Below are 24,910 nucleotides of genomic sequence, written 5' to 3'. Positions count from 1 at the left end.
TCTCCTGATATTTACTTAAGACCATACTTTAATTTTGGCGGTTCCATAAGTCCATAAGGCTTGCCCTGGTACTCGGGCGTATATTCGCCCTCCTCCGGATGAAATGACCACCAATCCATCCAGCTAGGCCGAGGATCAGCAAGGTGGAGCGGCCCAAACAAATTGCGAGGACTGCCCACGACTTTAATGGCTATAGCATTTAAGCCTGGCTTCAGTATGGTATCCAGCTCTATGAACGCTTCGCTTCGCCAAGGAACCGTTTTGCTTGCGGATTCATTCACCTTTACTTCCAGCAAAACAGCCTGGTACTGGCCAATCTCGAGCCTGCATCCTGTGCTATGCTCCGGCGGATGTTCCATCTCGAAGAGGTAATTCATGCTTCCGCAATAATAAGGATAGCCTTGGCTGCGCCAATCTCCATACGTTAGTTTTAATGGTTCATTTATCAGCTCTCGATGCTCATTAACAGCAAAGTCGCCGATGAGGTATCCATTCTCAAGCTCCATATCATTTTGATACGAAATTTGAATGTCTATTGTGTTAATTCCAACAGTCAGTGCAGGCAGCTTAAGCTTCTTCATGCTGACGTCCAAATAATAACCCTCGGCTTCTGCAGGCACTTCCTTTCCGTTAAGAGTAAAGCTGAAGCGTTCCGCATCCTCAAACACAAAAAACACATCGCTGCTCGGCAAAACTTTTACGTTAAAGGTAAACCGTAGCGAAATAGGAGTTCCATTCCCCGAATGCGGCTCATGAATCCAGAAATAGCGCTGTAAATTACCGGAATGAAACACCTGCCGCATCCCCAGACGTTCCCGAATTAGGCGCTGAGCCTTCCAAACCTCCATCGTCTCTGTCCATACCTCTTCTCCAAAACGATACTGGCATTGATCCAATATCAATGCATTGGACGCTGTGCGCTGGAAGCCTATAGGCTCCAAATGAAGGTCTGTCTTTCCTGCTGGAAATATCTTTATCTGCCCGGCTTCATCTTCCGGCTTATTCGAAAATAATACAAACAGCTTCGAGTCAGCAGGACCAAATGAAGCTCGAAAGCTGACCCCATGCTCTGTCGCTTCGGTTTCAATCGTTTTAATCTCACCTGTCCAAGCATCCCACTCCTGCAAGTAGCTGCCGCCTTCTAGTATAATTTGAACCTCAGAGCCTCTTTCACGATCATTATTGACGATGAACGCAATCGATTGCCCCTCAAGTGAACGATGCATATGAATAAAGAATGGGGCTTCCGATCCAGGATGCTCCTGAATGCGGAGAGAACGCTTTGTCTCATTATCGAGCAGCCTCTCCAATTCTTTCAAATCGGCTGCTTGCGTAAATCTTTCGTGCAGCAGCAGTGCAGCCAGCTTGTCTGATGTCTTGCCATCAATTAGCGAAGGCTGCTCACCGTAGGAAGCTACTTTACCACCATGACTCATAAACTCAAGCAGCAACTCCAAGGTAGAGGATAATAAATTCGTTAGTGAAGGCAGCACAACATAGCTGTACATGGCCTCTCCCACAACGATGTGGTCCCCCTTCACCTTGCCGAATTCCTTCATGATTAGTTCATCGCCTAGATCATAATCATGGTGAAGCTGGACAAGCCGATTCACGAATAGGTTGAAATCACGGTCATATTTTTGAAGCTCCTGCTCGTTGCCGGCACTGTTTTTCCAATCGGTTATCTTCACGTCATACCCTAGCCTCGTCCACACCGATGTAGAGGGATGAATAACCAATAGATCACGAGTTAGCTTGCCTTCACTCAGCACGGCGCTTAATCTGGCATAATAATCCTCCATGCCGCGGTTGTGCTCCCACCAGTTCGTATGATAATTAAAGGATGGCGGATAATCGCGCTTCCGGCAGCCGCGCAGCGAATACCAGGAAAGATGATGCGTCAGTACATTGACACCCAGCGCAAATTGCCAATCGCCAATCCATCTACGTGTCTCAAAGGTGAGATCCCAACCCGTTACGCCATACGTTTCGGTTATGACTCTCTTTTTCCCAAGTTGATTTGCAACGCTGGATGCCTGTTTCATCGTAAGATGCTCATCCGTTTGCTCGCATAAGGTATCGACACCGGGAATGTCCAAATACCTATAATGCGGCATTACTGCACCACTGTTCAAAGTGGAACCGATTAGACTGCTCTCCGAATGGAAATGTCCAGTGAATTGGATTCCCTGCTCTCTGCACCAAGCGCCAATTTGCTTCGTATACGATTCGCTGAACGTTTCCGTTATCGTGAGCCAGTAATCATGTCTGATCTGCTCCGAGCCCTCTCCCTGAAAAAAAAGATAGGGAAGCAGGCTTCCGATTGGATATCCTCTTCGATGTTCAAACGATTGCTCTATCACTTCACTCCAAGTCATCCAGGTCAGCTCCGGGTCATTTAAACGTTCTGAAAAACCTTTAACCGTGGGCTCATCTGTAAAAATACCAGGAATCGTCTTGCCGAACTCTTTTCCAACAGCTTGGCGATAAGGCTCATAATTGGCCTCAATAAACAAGCGGGTCGTTTCGGGATTCATCAAATCTGTATACGTATCGCCATGGCACCAGTCATTTTTGGCAGCAATCCGTTGTTCGAATACAAGATAAACCTCGTTAGCAGCTTCAAGATACTCGCTTGGTTCATCTATGGATAGTTGTACCAGCGAGTAAAGATGATTTCCCTTGATGACGGCTCGGTAAACAAAACGGAGGTTAGCGCCTGGACGATAATCCCGGCATATATGAAGTGTCAGTGCCTTAGCCCGCACTGCGTCACCGCCAAGCCGTGGAACCATCCCTCCTCCCATACCAGAGGAATATCGATCCTCATCATAAAGCCATGCTTTAAGACCGATCTCCTTCGCTTTGGCGACGCACTCTTTTACACGATCCATAAACATTTCACTGAGATAAGGCGTCTCGAGTCCCTCTCGGACGTGCATCATAAATCCGCCCATCCCCTGCGCATGAAACCCCTCAATTTGACGGTCCAATTCCTCCTGCTTCAGCTCATCGTTCCAAGCCCAGAAAGGTACCGATCGGTAATCGATACCCGGATTCTGGAATGATGCTTTCAATTCATCCCGTTTCATCTCGCACCTCTATCGTTACAAAATTGGCTAACCTTTCACGCTTCCCAGAACAAGACCTTTAACAAAATATTTTTGCAGGAAAGGATAAATGCAAAGGACTGGCAGCATGGAAACAAATAGCTGTGCTGCAAGCACCGTCCGATTTGAAATATTGGCGATTAACGAGAGATCGCTTGCATTCATATTCGTTAAATCTCTAGCGACGATGACCGTTCTTAAATACGTTTGCAACGGGTAATTAGAAGGTGAATTCATATAAATCATGCCATCAAACCAAGAATTCCAATGAAAAATGATTGTAAACAATGCGATCGTAGCCAAGGAAGGCTTCGAGATCGGCAAATAGATGCTCCAAAGCGTCCGCCATACACCAGCTCCGTCCATTTGAGCAGATTCTTCCAGCTCAATCGGCTGCGTACGGAAGAAATTGAGCATGAGCACGATATTGAATACATTTACTGCTGAAGGAATAACAAGTGCCCAAATGGAATCCATAAGACCTGTCTCTTTGACAACCATAAAGGTCGGGATTAATCCGCCATTGAAGATCATCGTGATAACAAAATACCAGGAATAAATCGTTCTCGAACGGAATTTCAAGTTTGACTTAGATAATGGATAAGCAGCCAGTACGGTGAGAATGAGGCTAATCGATACGCCTAGAAACAAACGCTCAAAAGAGACAATCACCGTCTGTAGAAAGATATGATTACCAAATATATATTTGTATGAATCGAGGTTAAAGCCAACTGGCCAAATCGTCACCCAACCAGCCGTGACTGCTGAGTTGCTGCTCAGCGACATCGCCGCCATATGAAGGATAGGGAAGAGGCAAGTTAGTGAAAATAGCGTCAAAAAAGCATAATTCGCGTACAAAAATAAAACTCTAGAAGGCGTGCGCCGTTCGATCATCGTGAGAGTACCTCCCTTTCTTTAAAAGATGCGATAGTTGGCAATTCTGTAGGCCAGCAAATAAGAAACACATATAAAGATGAGCGACACGACCGATTTAAATAATCCAACAGCGGTCGCTACGCCATATTGCATTTGCTCCATCCCGATCCGAAACACGTAAGTATCCAGAATGTCCCCGCTGGAATACACTTGCGGACTATATAAATTAAATACCTGATCGAAGCCGGCATTCAAAACATTTCCGAGACTAAGCACGCTTAGCAGCACGATAATTGGCCTCATGCCCGGCAGTGTAATATGCCAGGCTTGCTTCATATGACCTGCCCCGTCAAGGGCTGCTGCTTCATACAACGACTTGTCGATGCTCAATATAGCAGCAAGATAAACAATCGTATCAAAACCTAATTCCTTCCATATATGAGAGGCTACAATAATGAAACGGAACCAGCCCCCTTCACCGAGAAAATAGATAGGCTCCATACCCAGAAATTGAAGGAAGTTATTTATAATGCCACCTGACGGCGAAAGAATATCAATGAGGATGCCTGATAAAATAATCCAAGATAGAAAATAAGGCATATAGACAATCGTTTGAACCGATCTTTTGAATAAGACATTTTTCACTTCATTTAACAATATGGCAAGCGTCAGCGGAAAAATAATGCCTACGATAATTTTCATAAACGAAATCAGTAAAGTATTACCGATTACCTTCATCGTGTCAGGCATCCCAAACACATATTTGAAATTTTCGAGTCCAATCCACTCTGAACCAAACCAGCCGCGAGAAGGAACAAAATCCTGAAACGCGATGGCAATACCCATGATTGGTCCATAGCTGTAAATAAGCACAAGGATGACCGCTGGCAAAAGCATCATATGATAAGCACCAGTGGAAAACCGGCGTTTGCGGATTCCTTTCATTTCCATAATTGCATACACTCCATCCATCTGAATAAAAATAAGGAGGGACTAGAGTTGCCCCTCCGCCTTCATTTATTTCTTAGCTGCGTTCCAATCGTTAACTTCCTTCGTCACATCTTCCAACCCCAGCTTATTTAGCTGCTCAACAAATTTTTCGAAATTGTCTACCGAATCCGAGCCCATAATCACTTTCGTATAGTACTCTACTACTGCTTGTTCAATGGTTTTCAATCGGTTTTTCATCGCATCTGTAGAAGCGCCGTAAAATTCATCCATTTTAAATAAGTTGTTTTCTACGTACTCATTCATCGATTTGAAGGAGCCTGTCTCGCCAAACACCTTTTCAAATTGAGCATTCGCATTGTCACCCGCTTTAAACTTCTCGATATTATCATAGTAGCCTTTTTCTTCTGCATTCAGCTTAGAGGCATCGCCTGTTTTGAACGCTTCAACAATTTTAAGATGCGCCTGCAAGTTCTTCTGCGCTTTCCATGCTTTTGCAACCGCATAGTGGTGGCCGGGAGCAGGCTCAGGTCCCATAAATTTATCGAACTCCGCTTGTGTCGTATCGCCGTAATTCAAGTCCGTCCAGAAATTCAACAGCTTCATAATAGCTTCCGGATGCTCATACCCTTTGCGTACAACAAAATAGTTTTCCACGTTCAGCTTAATTTGCGGATTAGCAGGTTGGTCATCCTTGGAAACAATCGGATGTGCAAGCCAGTTGGCACTCGGAAAATTATCGATTGTTTGCTGCAGTGGGAACATCCCATTCCACATCGCCCCAATATTAATGCCAACACGGCCAGAAGCGGCAAGTTCAGCAGCTTTGCTTGAATCCTTCGCTCCAAAATCCTTTTCAATCAATCCTTCCTTATACAGCTTGTTCAAATAAACGAGTGCGTCCTTCACTTCCGGCTGTGCGCTTCCGTATACAAGCTTGCCATCAGCTCCACGAACCCAAGCTTTTGGATAAGCATCAAATGAGTTGAAGATACCAAGTGCTTCAGCTACGCCTGGCATCAAGAAATCTCTGTTCAGCATCATGCCCACTGTGTCCTTCTTGCCATTGCCGTCCGGGTCCTGCTCAACAAACGCTTTCATTACTTTATAAAGCTCATCTGTCGTTTTCGGAACCTGCAAGCCTAGCTTATCCAACCAGTCTTGACGGGCCCACAAGAAGGAAGCGCCGTCGATGGCCGAGTTTGTTCCGGGAATTGTAATCAACTTGCCGCCAAAGGTTGCGGATTCCAATGCGGAATTGCCTTCCTCCGTAATAATCTCCTTAGTAAGCGGTGTAGCATATTGATCATAAATATTCGTTAAATCCTCATACATATGGGTCTTGGAAAGCGTTGCCAGCTGCTCTTGGCTTACGGCCAGTAAATCCGGAATATCGCCAGAAGCAATCGCTACGCTTATTTTCTGTTTACCGGCATCAGCACCTTTGGTATACCATAGCGGCTTGATCTCTATGCCAAGCTCATCTCGATAGGCTTTGATCCACTCGCTGTTTTCCCATTTCTCCTCTGTAAAACCGTCGGCAATTGGATCACCAATCATCACGCCAACCGTAAGTTCAACAGGAGGATCGAACTTTGCTGTCGGATCTACGGGCGTATTGTCTACTGCCGCCCCATTACTGCCCCCGTTTGTTGCCTGTCCGTTATTAGCCGTATTGCTGCCATTACCCGTGCACCCTGCTAGAAGAGATACACTTAAAAGTACGACTGCTGCTGTAGAATACACATTCCTATTTTTCTTCATCATGCTTGCTCCCCCTCTGTTTATCGCGAAATGCTTACAAGTTCATCTTACACTTCGCACAAAAAGAAAACGATTTCAAAATTCCGAGATTTCTTGCACTCTACCGACTTCCTAATCGCTGTGAACGCAAAAAAAAGAAGCTGAGCCTCTTATCTCGAGAACGCTTCCAGCTTCTTCCTTACTCACATGTTATAGCTTACCAGATTTCCACTTATTCACTTCTCTTGTTGCGTCATCCAAACCAATTTTGTTCAGCTTGGCGATGAAGGCTTGAAACCCATCGAGGGACTCTACTCCCATTATTGCCTTTGTGTAATATTCTTCTACCAACTGATCCACCGTTAGAAGTCGGGTATTCATGGCATCTGTTGAAGCTCCATAAAATTCATCCATCTTAAATAGATTTCGCTGCTTGTAATCATTCATGACCGCGTAAGAGCCTGTGCTGCCAAATACTTTCTCATATTGGGCTTTGGAATTATCCCCTGCCTGGTACTTGAGAATATTATCGTAATAACCTTTTTCTTCAGCGTTCAAAATGGTATGATTTCCTGTCTGGAATGCCTCCATAATTTTCAAATGGGCTTGGAGGTTTTTCTCTACTTTCCATACCTTTGCCACCGCATAATGATGCCCTGGAGCAGGTAAAGGTCCAAGGAAATGGTCAAATCTTTCTTGGGTTGTATCACCGTAATTAAGCTCCGTCCAGAAATTGATCAATTTCAATAGCGCTTCCGGATGAGCATAGCCGCTGCGTACGACATAATAGTTCTCTACATTGAGCTTGACCTGCGGATTGGCAGGCTGCTCATCCAATGAAACGATCGGATATGCCCGCCAGTCGGAATCCGCATCATTGTCTTTAGTCAACTGCATCGGATACATCCCGTTCCACATGGAGCCAAACATAACGCCAACTTTCCCGCTGGCTACAAGCTCGCCTGCTCTTCCGGAATCCTTTGCGGCAAAATCCGTCTCCATCAGCCCTTCTTCGAACAGCTTGTTTAGAAAGGCAAGCGCAGGCTTTACTTCCGCCTGTACACTCCCATAAACAAGTTTCCCCTTCTCCCCTTCAACCCATATTTTAGGATACGCATCAAACGCATTAAATAGGCCAATCGCCTCAGCCAAACCCGTATTTAAAAAAGAGTTGCTGAGCGCTAGACCCACCGTGTCCTGCTTGCCATTGCCATCCGGGTCCCGCAGTGTAAAAGCACGAATCACATCATAGAGCTCCTCTGTCGTACTAGGCACCTGCAACCCGAGCCGGTCCAGCCAATCTTTGCGAATCCATAGGAAAGAAGCACCGTCAATGGCTGAGTTTAGCCCGGGAATCGCAATAAGCTTTCCATCAAAGGTCGCTGACTCCAAGCCCCGTAGATCATCTGCGCTTATAATCGATTTCGTTAGCGGCGATGCGTATTGCTCGAATATATCCGTTAAATCCGTAAACAAGCTTGTTTTGGATAAGGCAGACAGCTGTTCTTGATTAACGGCGATCACATCGGGTATTTTGCCTGAAGCTATAGCAACGCTCACTTTTTGTCTGGCGGCTTCCGCACCTTTGGTATACCATGCCGCTTTCACATCAATTCCCAGCTCCTGTTGGTACGCTTGCAACCAAACACTGTTCTCCCACTTCGCTTCCGAAAACTCCGGCGCAATCACATCGCTTATTCCGACGCCAGTCGTCAGAGCTATGAGCGGAGCAGCTTCATGACCTTTCTCGCTTGGGCCCTCACTTTTGTCCATGGTCACTGTGCTTCCGCTACAAGCCGATAAACCAATCAACATAATGAGTGGAACGAGAACCGTACGGGCTAATCTGTTATTCAAATAAACCAATTCCCTTCACCATTCGTCTGCGCCGTTTGATGTCTGTTTTACCCGCTTGTCCGAAACTCCTGCGGCGTCTGACCTGTTTCCTTCTTGAAGAAGCGGCTGAAATAGCCAGCCGACGTAAAGCCCAGCGACTTGGCTATGTCCTGTATAAGCAATTGCGGCTCAGAAAGCAGCTCTTTCGCTCTTTGAATTTTCAGAACGGCAATGTATTCACTAATCGTTATGCCTTTGGCTTGCTTAAATAAACGAGATAAATAATCCGGATTCAAATAAACCAGCTCCGCCAAGTTCGTCATGGACAGATCGCCATCCAAATGCATCTCGATGTACGTAAGAACCACTCCGAGCACATCGCCGCGCAAGCGGGAGGATTGCGCATTATGATAGCTCTCAAAAACATTAATCATATGTTCAAGCAAAATAATGCCGTCGCTTCGCACAGGAAGTGCTGCTGCATGAAGCAACTTGGCGACATGCGGCCCTGCTAGCGGGTCGCGATCCAGGCCGTATTTGTTGGCAGCCGACAAAAAACGCAGCGCGACTGCAGAATACAGCTCCATATATCTGATTTCATCAATGGCAGGCCAGCCTGAATACATGCTCAGCTCAGCAACGATTGCCTGTACTTCCTCTTTCTTGCCTGTTTCTAAATAGAGATCAAGCGCATTTGCTTTCTTGTGAAAAACATCGATGAAACCGCGTACTTCCTCATCATTCGATTGTGCATCATACGGCAGATTTTTGTCCGTCACGATAATCTGCTTCTCCGCGTAATATTGGGAGAGCAGCGCTTTCAGAGTGGTGAATTGCCTTGCCACTCCTTCCCAATCGACTGCGTTATCTGTGTACGCAAAAGAAAAGGTACGCCCGGTTGATTTTTCCACCGTTTTTTGAATGGTCTCCAGCGAGCCTTGCAAAAATGTCCTCAATCCATCGGGATGAGGGGGCGTATTTTCTTGCGCCTGCAGGAACAATACATAATATTCCCGATTATAAACGACATCCATCATATTTACGTAGCCTGATAAATAACGAACACAGACTGAATGCAGCGCGGTCAACATCAGCTCTTTCTCAGAAAACCGCAAGGCACTCGACGCCAGATCCAGCCGCGCAGCCACCATAATAAGCGGCTTATTCGCCATTAGCCTGATTCCGAACAGATCAATCGTTGTTTGAGATAGCTCTTCTAAAGGCTGAAGTCCATCAAGCACATCAGAAAGCATCAAGGAGCGATGATGAACGACCTGCTGTCGCTGCGTTTCCACGGCCTGCTTGAGCAGGGTTTCAACAGCCATTTGCTCATCAAGCTCCGCCACCGTATTGCGAACTGCCTCTACGATCGCTTCGTCTCCCTCGGATTTCAATATATAATTTTGGGCTCCATTGTTGATGGCGTGGTGCACATAGTCAAATTCGTCAAAGCCCGTTAGGAAAATCAGCTTGCATTCCGGCCAACTTTGCTTTACTCGGTCTCCCAGCTCCAAACCAGTCATTTTCGGCATTTTGATGTCCGACATCAAAATATCGATTCTTTGCTGCGACATCACAGTCAATGCATCAATGGCGCTAGAGGCTTTATAAAGCTCAAGGCGATGCCCTTCAGACTCCAAAAACAATTCATACAAGCCATCGAGCAGCAGCTTTTCATCATCTACGATCAGCATTCGGTACATACGCCATCTCTCCGTCCCACTCAATGATCATTTTAACCTTTAGGCCGCCAAGCTCACTTCTTTCTACCTGCAAACCACTTCCGAGCCCAAAGCTATATCTCAATCTTCTATGCACATTTAATGTTCCCGTAACCTCCGCAGCCTCCTGCTCCTCTGATAGTAATGCCTGCAGCTTCTCCAGCCCTTCCTCGCTAGCTTCCCCGTTGTCTTCAACCACAATGATCGCTTTACCAGCCTGCTCAACAAAAGAAACCCGCAGAAGACCGCCCTCTGTCACATTTTCAAGTCCGTGTACAAATGCATTTTCGACAAGCGGCTGTATGATCAGGCGCGGTACGGATATGGGCTTCAGCCTCTCCGGAATGTCTCCAAAATCGATGGTCACCCGGTCAGAGAAACGTGCTAGCTGTAACATGACATAGTTTCGAGCATGTGCAGCTTCATTCTCTAAAGGGACCGTATCCCTTGTATTGCGTGTAATGAACTGAAAATATTTCGCGAGCTGATTTGTAAACTGCACGGCCTCATCCTCTTTTTGCATCTTGATTAACCGGATAATGCTGAACAGGCAATTATAGAGAAAATGAGGATTGATTTGCGATTGCAGCTGCTTTAGCTCCGCATTTTTCCGATGGATTTGCTGGTTGTACACCTCATCGATCGAAATTTGGAGATTAACCAGCATTTCATTAAAGCGTTCATATAAAAAACCAAATTCGTCATCCTTGTGATGCCTGATATTGAGATCAAAATTCCCTTCCTCTACTCGTTTAAATGCGCGCACGATTTTAACCAATGGTTTGTTTATGACCCGGTTAATATAGAAGAGATAGAGCCCTACCATAATAATGGTGGCAGCAAAAAACAACCAAAACCATTGAATATACGGAATGACAGATCGAAACATGGTTGGCTTGTACAGAAAATGATCCAAAAAAATGCCGCTTTCCTTGTCAACTGAGCGCACATAAATATAATCTTCAGCCTTGTCGGAAAATGAACCCTCCGTCAGTTTCTCCGCATCCACGTTAGAAGCATAACTCTGTTCCATTAATCGAGAAAGCTCTGATTTTTTGACAGATATGATCCTGTCTGAACTGCTGCTGAGGCCAAGCACCATTGCTCCCGTAAAGTCGCGTTCTGCTGCAGCCTTTAGACTCCGTTTCAACTCAGTAGCCCGCAATTCGATTTCCACGACAAGCTCCGGTGTCCCGCTGAGTGAGCTATCAAGCGGAAAAGCGACGATAAGCAGCTTGTTTTTGTACGAGATCACATTATAAGGATTTTTCAGTTTTTCTGCCGGAACCGCGTTTTTCTTGAGCTCACCATACCCGTCTACCGCCGATATTTCCACATGTATCGATGATAAATACAACCGGACGTCAAAGATCAAGTCACTGCTGTTCCGAATGGAGACAAGCTTTGCGCGGAGAAAGTTAATCAATTCGATTTTTCGATACGATTCTAAAATATCGTACGCATTAACGAGCTGAACCAAATACATGTCGTTCATCATATCGTATTGCAGGGAATTAAACCGCTTGAACGTGCCATTTAACTCCCTAATGTAATTTTCGGACTGCGTTTCAGCCGAATTGACAATATCCTGTCTAAGCATGCCCGTCGCCCAGCTGTACAAGATGCCTGCCAAAATATAAATCGGAATGGTGGCAACGATAAAGGCTATAATTAACCGCTTATAGATGGAAAACTGCCATTGTCGATGAGACGGTCTCATAATTAGCCCCCTTGCGCTTATTTTAATTTTTGATTATAGCTTACTCCGAGCTATGGAAACAATGCTAAAATTCCGACTTGACTAGCATGATTCCGACTTTATGTATATTACAGAATCCCGAAAGAACGTAGCCCAGTAATCAGCTAATGAGTTTCTCCTCGCTTGTCTTCAAATGCTTCGTGACCGCCTTCACTACATTTCCTCATCCAAATCTTAATTTGACCTTTATCTTGTACGCCTAAATGTTCTACGGTTTTCGATAGCACCAGAATGGCATTCTGTTTCAGTAACTTAGGAAAATGTTTAACTTCTGTCCTTTTTTTGCTTACATAAAAGTGCACCCCTTTAGAATTTAATCGGATAAACCAAGGGTTTATTCCAAGGTCTATTCTAAGGAGTGCACTTCACTCAAGGATTTCTTAAAAATCCAAAGCGAGTAGGAGGTATTTTTCCCAGTTCAAGATTTCTTGCAGCTAAAACTGTACAGTCCATACCTTGGAATGAAGTTAAGGCAATCGCAGAGCTTGGATCAGGCACTGGTGCCATAACAACGCACATTAATACACATCTAACTGATTCCGCAAAGTTGTTTTTGTTTGAAAGAGACAAAAAAATGAGGGAGAACCTAAAAGTAAAATACCCGGGCTCCATGTTCCATTCTAATGCATCCTATTTAATAAAAAAAATGAATCAAGAAAGCGTTCATCAGCTTGACTGTATTATTTCTGGATTACCATTTTCTAATTTTTCAAATGGAATCAAGGAAAATATACTACATCAGATTATTAAAGCACTCAGGCCAGGCGGATATTTAGTTGCCTATCATTGCTCTCGTCGAATGAAAAAGAAATTTGCCGAGCAACTGATCCTCGAAAAAAGTGAGTTTGTTCGCTGGAATTTCCCTCCATCATTTGTTTATATTTTTCGAAAGAAATAAGAAGTCAGCTAAACGCAAATTCAACATACTTTCCCTAACAAAAAAAGCCGCTAGTTGGCGGCTTGTAAAATGAAACTACCTAATATTGACTTTCCTAATAATAAAAATAGCGGTAAGCCTTGGATTCCCTCATGAACGAAGCCTAGATGCTCATGTAATGCTGCAGAACCATCATTAAACGCATATACGTGAGCATTGACCTTTACATACGTAATTCCTCAAAGTATTACCCCAGTAAAGATTCCATGGCATCAGATGAATTGATGCGATGTTTATTCAGAAAACGTTAAACAGCCCCACTTTACTCGAAAGTGAGGTTTACCTGTTATTGACTCCTAGATTTAGGCTATTTTGAACAATGAGTCTTACGGGACATAGAACATTATCATTCTAGTCGGGAGGTAATTATTCAGAAATCTTATTGTTCATTATCGGAATAATTATTTATAGGCAGTCCTAAGATAAACTTGAAGTTGCCATCTTTATGATTGAGTTTTAAGGTTCCCCCATGCAATTCAATAATGTTTCTGGCAATGGAAAGACCTAATCCAGCTCCAGTCTGAATACCTTCTGTACTACGAGCTTCGTCAACTTTATAAAAACGTTCAAACAAATTGTTTTCTTGTTCTGGTGTAAGTGGATTCCCTTTATTTTCTATCGCGATAAAAGCGTTTGAAGCGTCTGATTCTATGTTAATGCTAACAGTTCCAGGTTTTAAAGAGTATTTAAGGGCATTCATAAGCAAATTATCAATGGCTCTGGCGATTTTCTCACTATCAAGAAGAGTGAAAATAGGAGGATTCCCGATTTTTTTTGCAACCGTTATTCCATTTTCTTGAGCGATCGGTTCAAACTCAAAAAGCAATTGTTCCAGAAGTTTACACACATTAATTCTTTTAAGATCCAAACGCGTTTCACTCGAAGTAAGCCTAGTGTATTCAAACAAATCGTCGAGCATGCTCTTTAAATGAATGGCTTTATTAAACGTATTTTGAATAAATCGCCGATATTCATCTTTTGATTGAAATAAATCGTTTCGTAACAATTCAATATAGCCAATAATACTAGTAAGAGGCGTTCGCAAATCATGAGAAATGCCGGAGATTAATTCCATTTTAGATCTTTCAACCTCCCTCTCTTTAGCGATCTGCTGTTGTAAACGTTCAGCCATTAAATTGATATTTAGCGCAACCCTTCCGAGCTCGTCTTTTCGAACGACAGGTACCCGGTAATCTAAATCTCCTTCCGAAATAATTTGAAGCCCTTTCTCCAATGTAATAAGATCTGAGACAATTCGCCGTGTCAAAATAAAAAAAGTAGAAACGAAAATTCCTGTAAACATTGGAACAGTAAGGTATGCTAATATTTCGCTTACAGTTACACTAGCAAGATAAGCACAGTACTGCAGAACCGATGTTAGGATAATGGAAATAAAAAAACTAAAAACGGAATTCAATAAAATATTGATCTGAATTTTACTTTTTCTTTTATGTACTTTATTTGTCAATTTTATAGCCAACTCCCCATACCGTCTTAATATATTGAGGTGCTCTTGGAACTATTTCTATTTTCTCCCGCAAGTTGCGAATATGGACCATCACAGTATTATCTGAATAACCATACGGTTCTTTCCACACACTTTCGTAAATTTTTTCCGAGCTGAATACTTGTCCAGGGTAACTTGCGAGCAATTCTAGAATGCCAAACTCCAACGGAGTTAACGAAAGTTCTTTTCCTCTTAACAATACGGAATGTTTGACTTTATCAATGACGAGATCCTTGAGGTGAGTGACAGCTTGGATTTCTTCTTTATTTTTCATTGAACTTCGCCGAAATTGCGCCTTGACCCTTGCAAGTAATTCCAAGGGGTTAAAAGGCTTAATCATATAATCGTCTGCCCCTGTTGTAAGCCCTGTAATCTTATCAATATCTTCCTGCTTAGCCGAAAGCATAATGATGGGAACGTCATAAGACTCCCTTATTTTGAGACAAGTGTGAATGCCATCTAGTTTAGGCATCATAACATCCAAAATGACCAACTGGACTAAGTTTGTTTGGATGACATGTAGCGCTTCTAAACCGTTTTCCGCTTCAAGAACAAAATACCCTTCATTGCGGAGATAAACATGTATGATATCTCGAATTTCTGAATCATCATCTACAATAAGGACCGTGTTCATTATATATTGCTCCCTTTCTCATGGTTATCTTTTTGCTCTTTACGACAAGTATAAACGAAAGCACGCGGGAAATTAAGGAGGACAAAATCGATACTGCCTAAACTGAACTTCTCGGATAAACGATTTTTCAACTGACTCAAATTTATAATAATGGGATGATGAAAAATCTTCCGATAACAAAAAACGTCGCTGTCCACAATAAAGCACTCGAATAGGAAATGAGAATGAATGTTCTGAATTTGACATTACCTAACCCAACAAGCATAGGCATAATATACCTGACCACAGGAAGGAAAAAACCAATGACCATTGCCCAATTTCCGTGTCGCTGCAAGATGGTTTGAGCTTTTTGAAAGTAACGGTTTTTTTCTATTTTTTCTTTAAAATGTTTCCCAAAGACTTTTCCCATGAAATAAGACACGGTTACAGCTATTAACAGTCCAAGCAATATAACTAAATAGGTTACCCAAGGATTTAAGGTACCTTTACTACTCAGAAAAGCGCCAGTTAATATTGATATTTCGTTTGGTATTGGGATTCCGAAAGGCCCTAGAGAAAAGGCAACTAAGAAAATAAAATACCCATATTGATCAATTAAATGCATGAATGTCTCGCTGATCATGTTGACCCTCCTCATCTCAAATTCCATAGATGAAGAATACCAGTCAAAACTAAGGAACCTATAAGAATTTTTCTAAAGAAATTCTGAAGAAAGGCTGCTACTAATCAAAAAGCACTTCTAAACAGGTCATTAAACCTGGCTTAGAAGTGCTTTGTCATATGTCACACCGAAGTTTCCATCAATCTGGAACGGAGGATGCGCATCAAATAAATTGGCATAACCCTGCAGGGGCTTTCTTATCTCGTTCAAGTTTTCAGAGAAAACATCGAACGTCTTGTCTTGAATGACAATGGTCGGTAACCAAACTCTTGTCCCGCGATACGAATCAAACGATATGCCGCGCTAAGACTCCAGCTTCCACATTACAAGCAGGAGTACACGACATTTCGCAAGCGTCGCTGAACGTAAGGCTCCTGATTGTTCAGAAGGTGCTGCGCATACATAACGGTAAGCTTGGAATCCGGGTCAATGATAGCCATGCACCCGGCAGCGCCGCTCCATCCGAATTCGCCGAGCGGGCTCAGTGAGCCGCTTAATGACTGGGAGACATGAGTACGGACACCAAGGCCATACCCGTATCCACTCATGTGATCCCATGAATAATCGTCGCGGGTCTGCTCGTTCAGATGGTCCTTGCGCATCAGTTCTACCGAAGCTTGTGACAGAATCCGCACGCCTTCGGGACTCGTGCCGTACCCAGTCAGTGCGTTCAGGAACAGTGAGTAATCACTAACTGTGGACAACAATCCGGCGCCACCACTCTCAAATTCGCTACCAATCCGGTACCCGTTTCCATCCATACGTACGGCTTTTTCAAGCTCGTCATTGTACATATACTGCGGAATTAGTCGGGTCCGCTGTTCATCGTTCAGATCGAACGCTGTATCGTTCATGCCAAGTGGTCCGGTGATTTCTTCTCGCAGATACGTACCGAAGCGTCTTCCGCTGACAACCTCCACCAATGCCCCGAGCACATCGTGGCACATGCTGTAGTTCCAATGCGTGCCTGGCTCAAACAAAAGGGGTTCCTTGGCAAGCGCTTTCGCGAAAGCACGTGTTGGTAGTGTTCCGTTGGTGTTATGCACAGCTTCCTTAAAAGATGGAGAACCTATATCATAGGAGAACCCCGCAGTCATCGTAAACAAATCGCGTACCGTAATGAGACGGGTTGCTTTTTCAAGCCTAATTTCCCCGTTCGGCAAAGTTTTCCTCACCGTCATCTCGGCATACTCCGGCAGATAGTCGGAAACCGGATCACTTAGCAGCATATCGCCTCTCTCCACCAGTTGAAGCGCCGCCACGCAGGTCATTATTTTCGTCAAGGAGTAGAGATTGAAGATCGCTTTATCACTGATAGGCGTCTGTTCCTCCAGGTTAGCATAGCCGCTACGGTAACGGAAAACGGTATCATTTTGATACATCACCAGTACCTCTGCCCATGGAACTCGCCAGGAAGTGATACGGTCAACAAATGAAACAAGCGGTTGAAAATCCATTTTTTTCCCCTTCCTTCTATGTAGAATCGTTTATCATTGCATAATGTGGTCCATGTTCTCTCTCATAATCCACATACTAATAATATACGACCATTCGCATGTAATGACCACCATCAATCGTACATCTCATAGGTAACCTAGGAGATGGTTCTCTATCATTTATCTGATTAGCATCCCTTTGTTAACATAATAATTGTTATTGAATCATAGTTACCCAAATCCATAGTCGACAATTGCATTAAAAAGGGTTAACCATTCGAAATGGCTAACCCTAACCTTTTTGCCCATCCCAATCAAATAGAACATCCGAGCGAGCTCATTAACAGGCTCGCTGTACAATGCATGATGCTCCCTGTTTACGAACAACGCCCGGCAAAGCTGTGTAATTGGGAACCCTTCGCTCTACTACTTCAATAGCAGGCGGGCAATACGCTCAAGCTCTTCTTGGACCGAACGCCGATCCATGCGCAACGCACAGATGGCTGGAACAACTTCATGCTTGACGCAGGCTTAAGGGCGTCAGGTCGCTCCATACTTCCTTCACATAAGCCAGGCATTCTTCCTTCGTCCCACTCTTGCCGGCATTGCTCCAGCCTTCTGGATTGCTCAGATGCAATGGCCATATCGCATATTGCTCTTCGACATTGACGACTACTTTGTAGCTGAATTCTAGTATTTCGTTCTCCATCAAAAGTAACCTCCCCTATTCCACAATTAAATTCCGACGCCCATCTGGCGGTCTGCTATTTGCTGCAACTGATCCTTATCTCGTATAATAACGGCATCCGGCACGGCATCCGGCAAAATTGTCTCCATATGACGCAGCTGCCGATAACGCATGCCAAGCAATCCCCAGATGAACAAGATGGCGCCAATCGAAGTGATCAACAGCCCAATACCCATTCCGCCTCCCGATCCAAACAGCCCGGCAGCTTCTGTACCAGCTGGCAGCGCCGATGCAAGCGGAACGAAAACAGATGCAACAAGCGGTCCTGCAAGGAGGAAGCTAAGCGGACGCATGCTGAAGGCCATAACTTGGTTCGTTGCCAATACGCGGCCTTGCAGCTCAAGCCCTACCTTCGTCTGTATGAGTGCCAGCCAGTGCGTATTGATAAGCGCCAGCGCAAAGCCAAAGCCGAACAAGCCGATGGCTGCCGTTACAAGCGAAGGATAGATCCCGGCAACCGCTATCGATAAACCGGTCAGCATAACGAAACCGACCATTCCGTCCGCCCGGCGGTCGAACCCGCCCCATATCGTCATAAGGATCGAGCCGATAAATAACCCTGCACCCTCAAACGCGATAACGATGCCTACTTTGTCAGCAGTCATGAACTGCAGCAGAAACGGCGTTGTCAGCACGTTATATAAGCTCATGAAAAAATTGACAACGATAAAAAACACGACCATCGCGACCATGCTCTTCCTTTGAATAATGTACTTCCACCCTCCGACGATTTCCCTGCTCATCGGTTCCTCACGTTTCTTGAACATCAGGTTAGGGAATCGGATCAGTGAAAGGATGACTATAGATAAACTCAGCAGCACTAGATCGATAACAACAATGGTTTGCAGACCGATCAATACAACCAAAGCTCCTCCTAGCGCTGGTGCCATAATCCCGTTCAAGGACATGACAAGCTGTCCTAATCCGTTTGCATGTCCTAAGTACCTTTTCGGCACGAGTTGCGCTGTTGCTGCCTGATAAGCTGGCATCGTGAAAGCGCCTGAAATTGATCCGATGCCTGCAGCCACATAGATCGCCCATAGTGACAACGCATCCAGATAGAGCATAGTCGCGAGGAAAATTACCGAGCCTAACGCTAACATTTGTCCCGCCAGCATTACCTTTCGTCTATCATAGCGGTCCACAACCGCACCGGCCACCGGAAGCAGCAGCAGCGTGGGCAAAATCGCATAAAGCGAGATCGTCGCATAATCCGAAATCGACCCGGTATGCTGAAATACCCAGATGCCAAGCGCAAATCCGGTCAGTGACGTGCCAATTGTAGCGATGATTAAGCACAGCGTCACCGTGAGAAAAGATTTCACGCTCGGCTGAATATCCTTCTGCTTTTGCTTGTGCTCCATCGCAAGTTTTGGTACTTGCTGAGGAGCAGAAGCAGTCTGAGAAATAGGGCTCATTGTCGTTCGGCTTTCCCCGTTGTCACGCTCTTCCTCCCATGCACGAATCTGCTGCGACATGATTTTCGCGGCATGGTCCGATTGATGCTTGTGAAAATAATGCCCGGCATGCTCAACAACATGCAATCGCACATCCTCGCTGAAATCATACCACTCCATATAACGCTCCTCGTAGAACTCGGTCATTCGATCAGCGCCACCCACGATGCAAGCTACAGGTGCCTTCAGCTTCGGCTTATTCGGCAATGCGTAGAGCGCCGTGTAATAATCCTCCGCCTCCCGTGCATCATGCCGCAGGTTGCGCAGAACGAACTTCTGCTCCTCCGGAGAGATCTCGTCATCGAAGCCGCCAAAGGCGCGGAGCATGTCGCGTGCGAACTTATCAGACGTCCACTTCTCCCGCGGAAACAAGCGATGCCACCATTCCGTCAGCTTGAATGGCAATCTTGCTCCCGGGAAGGTGCCCGCCATAAAAATCCCGCTTACCTCTACATTTGCTTCCTGCAGCAGCAACCCGGTGCGGAGCACCATTGCCCCACCTAAGCAATGGCCGTAGAGATAAACCTCACCCTTGACCTTGCTTTTGATTTCTTGAGCAATCCGAGCCGCCGTTTCCTCATGCGAGGCCAGCAACTGGCTAGGTCGACTGTAATCATGCCCGGGCAGTTCGACCGCATACAGGGCGTAGTTGGGAGGCAATCCCTTCGCCATTGGCTGGAACGTAATTGCGCTGCCGCCGCCATACGGCACGCAGACTAGCGTAATCGCTTTGCCCCCGATATTCGATGCCTTTTTGAATTCGATCAGAAGATCGTCGCTCCGTGTAGCGCCGGATGCGAGATGCTCGGCCAGCTCACGCACCGTCGGATACTGGAAGAGGTCCATTACGCTAAAGGAATTGCCCATCTTGCGTACGACCTTAATCGCCTTGAATGAATCACCGCCAAGGTCGAAAAATTCATCGTTGATGCCGATCTGTTCGAGCCCCAATACTTCCTGCCAAACAGCGGCGATTTCATGCTCTTCCTTGGTCTCCGGCGCAGCAAAGCCATTGTCTCCCGCTCGATTTGCAGCGCTTGGCGCAGGCAGCATTGCACGGTCCAGCTTGCCGTTCGCGTTAAGCGGCAGCCGCTCGATCTCGACAAAGGCCGAAGGCAGCATATAGTCGGGCAAAATGCTTTTTATGTGTTTTCGAATCGCGCTTACATCAAGCTGCGCTCCACGTACAGCCTGCTCCTGAGCGTCTGGTAACAAGCGCTGCTCCGGTACCAAATAGGCAACCAGCCGTTTGTCTCCCGGTTCATCTTCGCGAATAGTCACGACCGCATCGCGTAATCCTCCCATTTGCAGCAGAACATGCTCGATCTCGCCAGTCTCGATCCGATAGCCGCGGATTTTGACCTGTTGGTCCATTCGTCCAATAAACTGAATCATGCCGTTAGGCAAATGGCGAACCAGGTCGCCCGTGCGATACATCCGTTCTCCCGGTCGATCTGTGAACGGATTCGGCACGAATCGCTCGGCCGTCAGATCTGGCCTGCCGTAGTAGCCGCGCGTCACGGCGCTACCGCCGATGTACAACTCGCCGATGACGCCAGCTGGAACCGGCTGCAAATTAGCGTTAAGCACATAGACCGGCGCGTTCGGTATCGGACGTCCAAGCGGAAGCACTGCAAGATGATCTTGCTCGCTTCCACCTACTGGCACCTCATAGGTGAGTACGGAAACGGTTGTCTCCGTAGGACCATAATGATTTTGAATCCGACAGCCCGGACGAAGGCGCCGAATGTCTGCAATTGACCCCCAATGCGAGGCTTCGCCAGCAAGAATCAAGCATTCACGCGGTATGATGACGCTGGGATTTGCTACGCCGAGCAGCACCTCCATATGGCTTGGAACGATCTTCATAACATCGATCGGATGCGCTTCGCAATAAGCGGCGAAAGCATCGGGATCAGCAGCACGCTCATACGGTATGACATGCAGGGTGCCTCCTGTTCCGAATGCCCCCCAGATCATCGGCGTTCCAAGATCGGCAGCAAGCGTGCTGACGATGGCGAAATGGAGGCCTTCCCGCAGCGCCAAACGCTGCATAATGCCTTCCAAATAGTTGGCATAACTTCGGTGCTCCACCGCCACGCCCTTCGGTTTCCCCGTTGATCCGGACGTGAACAGCACATACATAAGATCGTCCAGCTTTGAGATTACTTCGGGATTATTCGCATCTTCTTGCGCTATCTTATCCCAATCCCGGTCGAGCGAAACCATGCGTATGGGCGCCGACGCTGCCTCCTCGTTTTGCGGCAGCAGATCGGCGAAGGCTTCCTCGGTCACGATGACCGATACCTCAGCCTCCTGCGCAATCATTCGCAAGCGCTCCACCGGCAGCTTAGGATCAAGCGGCACATAGGCACCACCTGCCTTCAAGATGCCGACCAAGCCGACGATGATATCGACAGTGCGCTCCATGTAAAGGCCGACGGTTGTATTAGGTCCGACCTGCATACCACGCAGATGGTGCGCCAAGCGGTTAGCCCGTTCATTCAGCTCAAGATAGGTAAGTGTACGCCCCTCTGAGCATACAGCTGCGGCCATAGGTGTAAGAGCCGATTGACGCTCCACGAGAAGATGCGGCAATTGGAGCTCTGTACCGGTAGACTCGCCAGCATTCCAGTCGACCAGAACCTTCTGCAGCTGTTCGCCCGAGAGAGCTGCAACTGCATATATCGGCATCGCGGAATTGTCTATTACGCGTTCCAAAATCATGCAGTAATGCTCCGCCATTTGCTGGATTGTCGACTCGCGGAATAGATCTAGGCGATACGTCAATGTAACTTCCATGCCTAACTTTTGATTTTCGAATACCGTCATCGTCAGATCCAGCATCCCGCCTCGCGTACGATCACCCACGAACGGTACAATCTCAAGGTCAGGCAGTTCTCTCAGCGCCTGCCCATGCCGTTCGAACAGAAACATGGTATCAAAAAATAGCGCATGGCCTATAACACGATCTGGATTCATCTCTTCGACGATTCTGTCAAATGGCAAATCCTGATGATCATTCGCCTCCAGCACCGTCTCGCGGACTGCCGAGATAAAGTCGCTGAAGCTGCTGCCCATATCAATCGCGGAGCGAAGCGCGACCGTATTCGCGAAGAAGCCAGCAAGCTTCTCGATTTCCTGCTTGCCTCGATTCGCCATGGGCGTGCCGACAACGATTTCTTGCTTGCCGTTGTAGCTTGCGAGTAGTACCTTGTAAGCGGCTAGCAGCAGGACAAAAGACGTGCAGCCGAGCTGCTTGCTCGCTTCGCGGATACGCTGCGAGAATGATGGATCGAGCGTCAGGCTGAAGAAACCGACTTTGCGCTCAACTTGAATCGAGGGGCGCGGGTAATCCGTCGGCAGATCCAGCGTCGCCGGTGCTGGCATCAGTTTATTTTTCCAGTAGCGCAGCTGTTCTTCGTATTCCGATCCTGTCATCCACTGCCTCTGCCAGACGGCAAAGTCCGGGTATTGAATCGGCAGCTCCGGAAGGGAAAGCGGCTCTTCCAGGGCAAAGGAACGATAAATCGCGGCGAGCTCTTCGTCGAACACGTCGGCTGACCAGCCATCATAGATTAAGTGATGCGTCATCCAGACGAGAACATGCTTTTCGGGATCCAAGCGGAAGAGCATTGCCTTCACAAGCGGCCCGTTCAGGAAATCATACGGTGCCGTGGCTTCCTTCTCCATAAGCTCATAGACCTTGTTTTCATCAGCCAACTCGATAATTGGGAGGTCGATCTTCAGCTCGGGGCGAATGATCTGCACGTAATCGTCGTTCTCATAAGCAACAACAGCGCGCATGATTTCATGACGCTTGATCATCTCGTTCAGCGTGCGATGCAGGGCAGAGACATTCAGCTTGCCGATGAGCTTGTAGCCGTTGGCAAAATTGTACCGCTCCGTCCCCGGCATATATTCTTCGAAAAACATAATTCGCTGTTGCGGAAATGATAGAGGAAACTTGTTAGCCCCTGCTTGCCTAGGCTGCTTTGGGATTACCGACGAAGCTGCGGCAGCCTTTGCCTTATTCTGTTTGGCTTTCAGGGCAAGGAGCGCCCGTCGTTCGGGCGAAAGCTGCTCGATGCGATCAATCGTTTTACTCATAGTGCGCCTCCTTCAAAGGCAGGGGATGACTTCCGAGCTGGCGCTGCACCAGCCACTGCGATAACAGTGAACGCTTGCCTGCTGATAGTGACTGATTGATCTCATCCAGGCGATGATCAGGCGCGGTCACTGCGCTCGGCAAGGGCTGCTGGCGCTGCGCTGCAACGTAATCAGCAATAAGCTGATCCGAGGCAATGGCGCAGTCGGGCTTGCCGATTACCGATTCCATGGCCGTGCAGGCCGCTGCCATCGTATCATGCTCCGCAATAACCCTTGCCAACTGGCGGCAGCGCTCTTTCACTGTGCTTGTCTGAATGCCCTTTATGGCATTTGCGATCAGCGCGGGCTCCCACTGAAGCGGCGGCAAATAATCACCTATGCCCAGATGCTTGATCCGCATTCCGTTATCTGGACGATCCGTATCGGCTGCGAGCGCCAGCTGCGGCACAGCGGCGGTCATGGCTCCCGTAATCGTACCGATTCCGCCGTGATGGATGACGCTGCTGATTAGCGGATATACACTGGCGAGCGGCAAAATCTTGTACCAGCGAATATGATCCGGCAGCTCGCCTTGAATGAATTCTTCATGCCTCGTAACAAGTATGGTTCGCTGCCCCAGCAGCTTGACGCCCTCGATTGCCGCTTGGTAGAAATTCGGCTTAATCATTTTCCCTGTCCCGCCCGTAATCAAGAGAGGCGGTTCGCCGGCGCGGATAAAATCTAGCAGGTCGTTTGGCAAAGGCTCATATTCGATCGCATCGGCCAGCGGAAATCCGACGGTATCCACCTTCAGCGCCCATTCTGGTGCTTCCACAGCAGCATCAAAGCTCTCATGCCAGAAACCGATGTTTTTTTTCACGGCGCCCATCCATGATGTCCAGCTTGAGACTGGCGTAAGTCCAAGATCGCTGCGAAAAGTGTTAATAAGTGATATCGCAAAGTCCAGTCCAAGCTCTTCCCAAATATGCAGCTGCGTCACATAGCTGGGCGCGAGTACGCCCGTGACGATTGGCACATGCATCATCTCAGATACGATCATTGCAACGAAGCCGTCACGCTCCTTGCAGATCAGCACGGAGTCCTCCGCTTGGCACAGCTCCGTCAGGATGTCATACTCCTGCTGGAATTTCTCTTTCGAATAATACTTGCGTTGGTAAGCTTCATAGAGGTCGGGCTTGTTCAGCGGATCCTCCATCATGTATAGATCCTTCATGATTTCGGTGTATTCCTCTGGTTTATCGATGCCGCGAAAAGCGATGCCGGACTTCTCGGCCAGCGGCGCAAATACGCCGTGAGTCACCAGGGTTGCCTGGTGACCGCGCCGGCGAAGTGCAGACGCTAACCGCAGAAACGGCAGTACATCTCCGTTCGTCATATGCGTGCTAAGAACGAAATTTGCCACGAATCGTCTCCTCCTGATCATCTAC

The 24,910-nt window shown here is 46.8% G+C and carries 16 protein-coding genes; 1 reads left to right on the top strand and 15 read right to left on the bottom strand.

Features of this window, described 5'->3' with window-relative positions; all coding sequences use genetic code 11:
* Positions 1–11: 11 nt before the first annotated feature.
* The 7 genes from AC50Y5_RS10480 to AC50Y5_RS10450 all read right to left on the bottom strand — a co-directional run bounded on the left by AC50Y5_RS10480 (position 12) and on the right by AC50Y5_RS10450 (position 11,954).
* Positions 12–3,092 (bottom strand): glycosyl hydrolase, encoded by a 3,081-nt coding sequence (locus AC50Y5_RS10480; protein ID WP_494860358.1) that lies wholly within the window; start codon positions 3,090–3,092, stop codon positions 12–14.
* 27 nt (positions 3,093–3,119) lie between these two features.
* Positions 3,120–4,004, bottom strand: coding sequence for a carbohydrate ABC transporter permease (locus AC50Y5_RS10475; protein ID WP_056040371.1), 885 nt, complete (start codon positions 4,002–4,004; stop codon positions 3,120–3,122).
* A 21-nt stretch (positions 4,005–4,025) separates the two neighbouring features.
* Positions 4,026–4,931: an ABC transporter permease gene (locus tag AC50Y5_RS10470; RefSeq protein WP_494860724.1), complete on the bottom strand. Its 906-nt coding sequence runs from the start codon at positions 4,929–4,931 to the stop codon at positions 4,026–4,028.
* A gap of 72 nt (positions 4,932–5,003) precedes the next feature.
* Positions 5,004–6,701, bottom strand: a complete 1,698-nt coding sequence (locus AC50Y5_RS10465; RefSeq protein ID WP_494860356.1) for an extracellular solute-binding protein — start codon at positions 6,699–6,701, stop codon at positions 5,004–5,006.
* A 186-nt stretch (positions 6,702–6,887) separates the two neighbouring features.
* Positions 6,888–8,450 carry an extracellular solute-binding protein gene (locus AC50Y5_RS10460; RefSeq protein WP_494860354.1) on the bottom strand — a complete coding sequence of 521 codons (1,563 nt, stop codon included), beginning with the start codon at positions 8,448–8,450 and terminating at the stop codon, positions 6,888–6,890.
* 131 nt (positions 8,451–8,581) lie between these two features.
* A complete protein-coding gene (locus AC50Y5_RS10455; protein ID WP_494860352.1) occupies positions 8,582–10,216 on the bottom strand; it encodes a response regulator in 1,635 nt (544 codons plus the stop codon).
* On the bottom strand, positions 10,191–11,954 hold the full coding sequence (locus AC50Y5_RS10450; protein WP_494860350.1) for a sensor histidine kinase: 1,764 nt from the start codon (positions 11,952–11,954) through the stop codon (positions 10,191–10,193). The genes AC50Y5_RS10455 and AC50Y5_RS10450 overlap by 26 nt, the downstream gene beginning before the upstream one ends.
* Before the next feature lie 397 nt (positions 11,955–12,351).
* On the opposite strand from AC50Y5_RS10450, the gene AC50Y5_RS10445 reads away from it, so the two are divergent.
* Positions 12,352–12,891 carry a class I SAM-dependent methyltransferase gene (locus AC50Y5_RS10445; RefSeq protein WP_056040382.1) on the top strand — a complete coding sequence of 180 codons (540 nt, stop codon included), beginning with the start codon at positions 12,352–12,354 and terminating at the stop codon, positions 12,889–12,891.
* 418 nt (positions 12,892–13,309) lie between these two features.
* On the opposite strand, the gene AC50Y5_RS10440 is transcribed toward AC50Y5_RS10445, so the two are convergent.
* The 8 genes from AC50Y5_RS10440 to AC50Y5_RS10405 all read right to left on the bottom strand — a co-directional run bounded on the left by AC50Y5_RS10440 (position 13,310) and on the right by AC50Y5_RS10405 (position 24,885).
* Entirely contained in the window at positions 13,310–14,398 is a 1,089-nt protein-coding gene (locus AC50Y5_RS10440) for a sensor histidine kinase (protein WP_494860347.1), read from the bottom strand.
* Positions 14,388–15,071, bottom strand: coding sequence for a response regulator transcription factor (locus AC50Y5_RS10435; protein WP_056040384.1), 684 nt, complete (start codon positions 15,069–15,071; stop codon positions 14,388–14,390). The genes AC50Y5_RS10440 and AC50Y5_RS10435 overlap by 11 nt, the downstream gene beginning before the upstream one ends.
* 142 nt (positions 15,072–15,213) lie before the next feature.
* Positions 15,214–15,693 carry a DedA family protein gene (locus AC50Y5_RS10430; protein WP_494860345.1) on the bottom strand — a complete coding sequence of 160 codons (480 nt, stop codon included), beginning with the start codon at positions 15,691–15,693 and terminating at the stop codon, positions 15,214–15,216.
* Between the two features lie 129 nt (positions 15,694–15,822).
* A complete protein-coding gene (locus tag AC50Y5_RS10425; protein ID WP_494860720.1) occupies positions 15,823–15,978 on the bottom strand; it encodes a glycosyl hydrolase family 95 catalytic domain-containing protein in 156 nt (51 codons plus the stop codon).
* Positions 15,979–16,055: 77 nt separating this feature from the next.
* The gene (locus AC50Y5_RS10420; protein ID WP_494860343.1) at positions 16,056–17,189 is read right to left on the bottom strand and encodes a serine hydrolase domain-containing protein; all 1,134 of its coding nucleotides are present in this window, start codon (positions 17,187–17,189) and stop codon (positions 16,056–16,058) included.
* Between the two features lie 493 nt (positions 17,190–17,682).
* Positions 17,683–17,877 carry an MbtH family protein gene (locus tag AC50Y5_RS10415; RefSeq protein WP_494860341.1) on the bottom strand — a complete coding sequence of 65 codons (195 nt, stop codon included), beginning with the start codon at positions 17,875–17,877 and terminating at the stop codon, positions 17,683–17,685.
* 26 nt (positions 17,878–17,903) lie between these two features.
* Positions 17,904–23,483, bottom strand: a complete 5,580-nt coding sequence (locus AC50Y5_RS10410) for an amino acid adenylation domain-containing protein (protein ID WP_494860339.1) — start codon at positions 23,481–23,483, stop codon at positions 17,904–17,906.
* A complete protein-coding gene (locus AC50Y5_RS10405) occupies positions 23,476–24,885 on the bottom strand; it encodes a glycosyltransferase (RefSeq protein ID WP_494860337.1) in 1,410 nt (469 codons plus the stop codon). The genes AC50Y5_RS10410 and AC50Y5_RS10405 overlap by 8 nt, the downstream gene beginning before the upstream one ends.
* Positions 24,886–24,910: the final 25 nt, after the last annotated feature.

The organism is Paenibacillus sp. JT22N7 (assembly GCF_059383875.1).
Note: the sequence above shows the minus strand (reverse complement) of the source record. Positions and strands in the feature narration are given on the sequence as shown.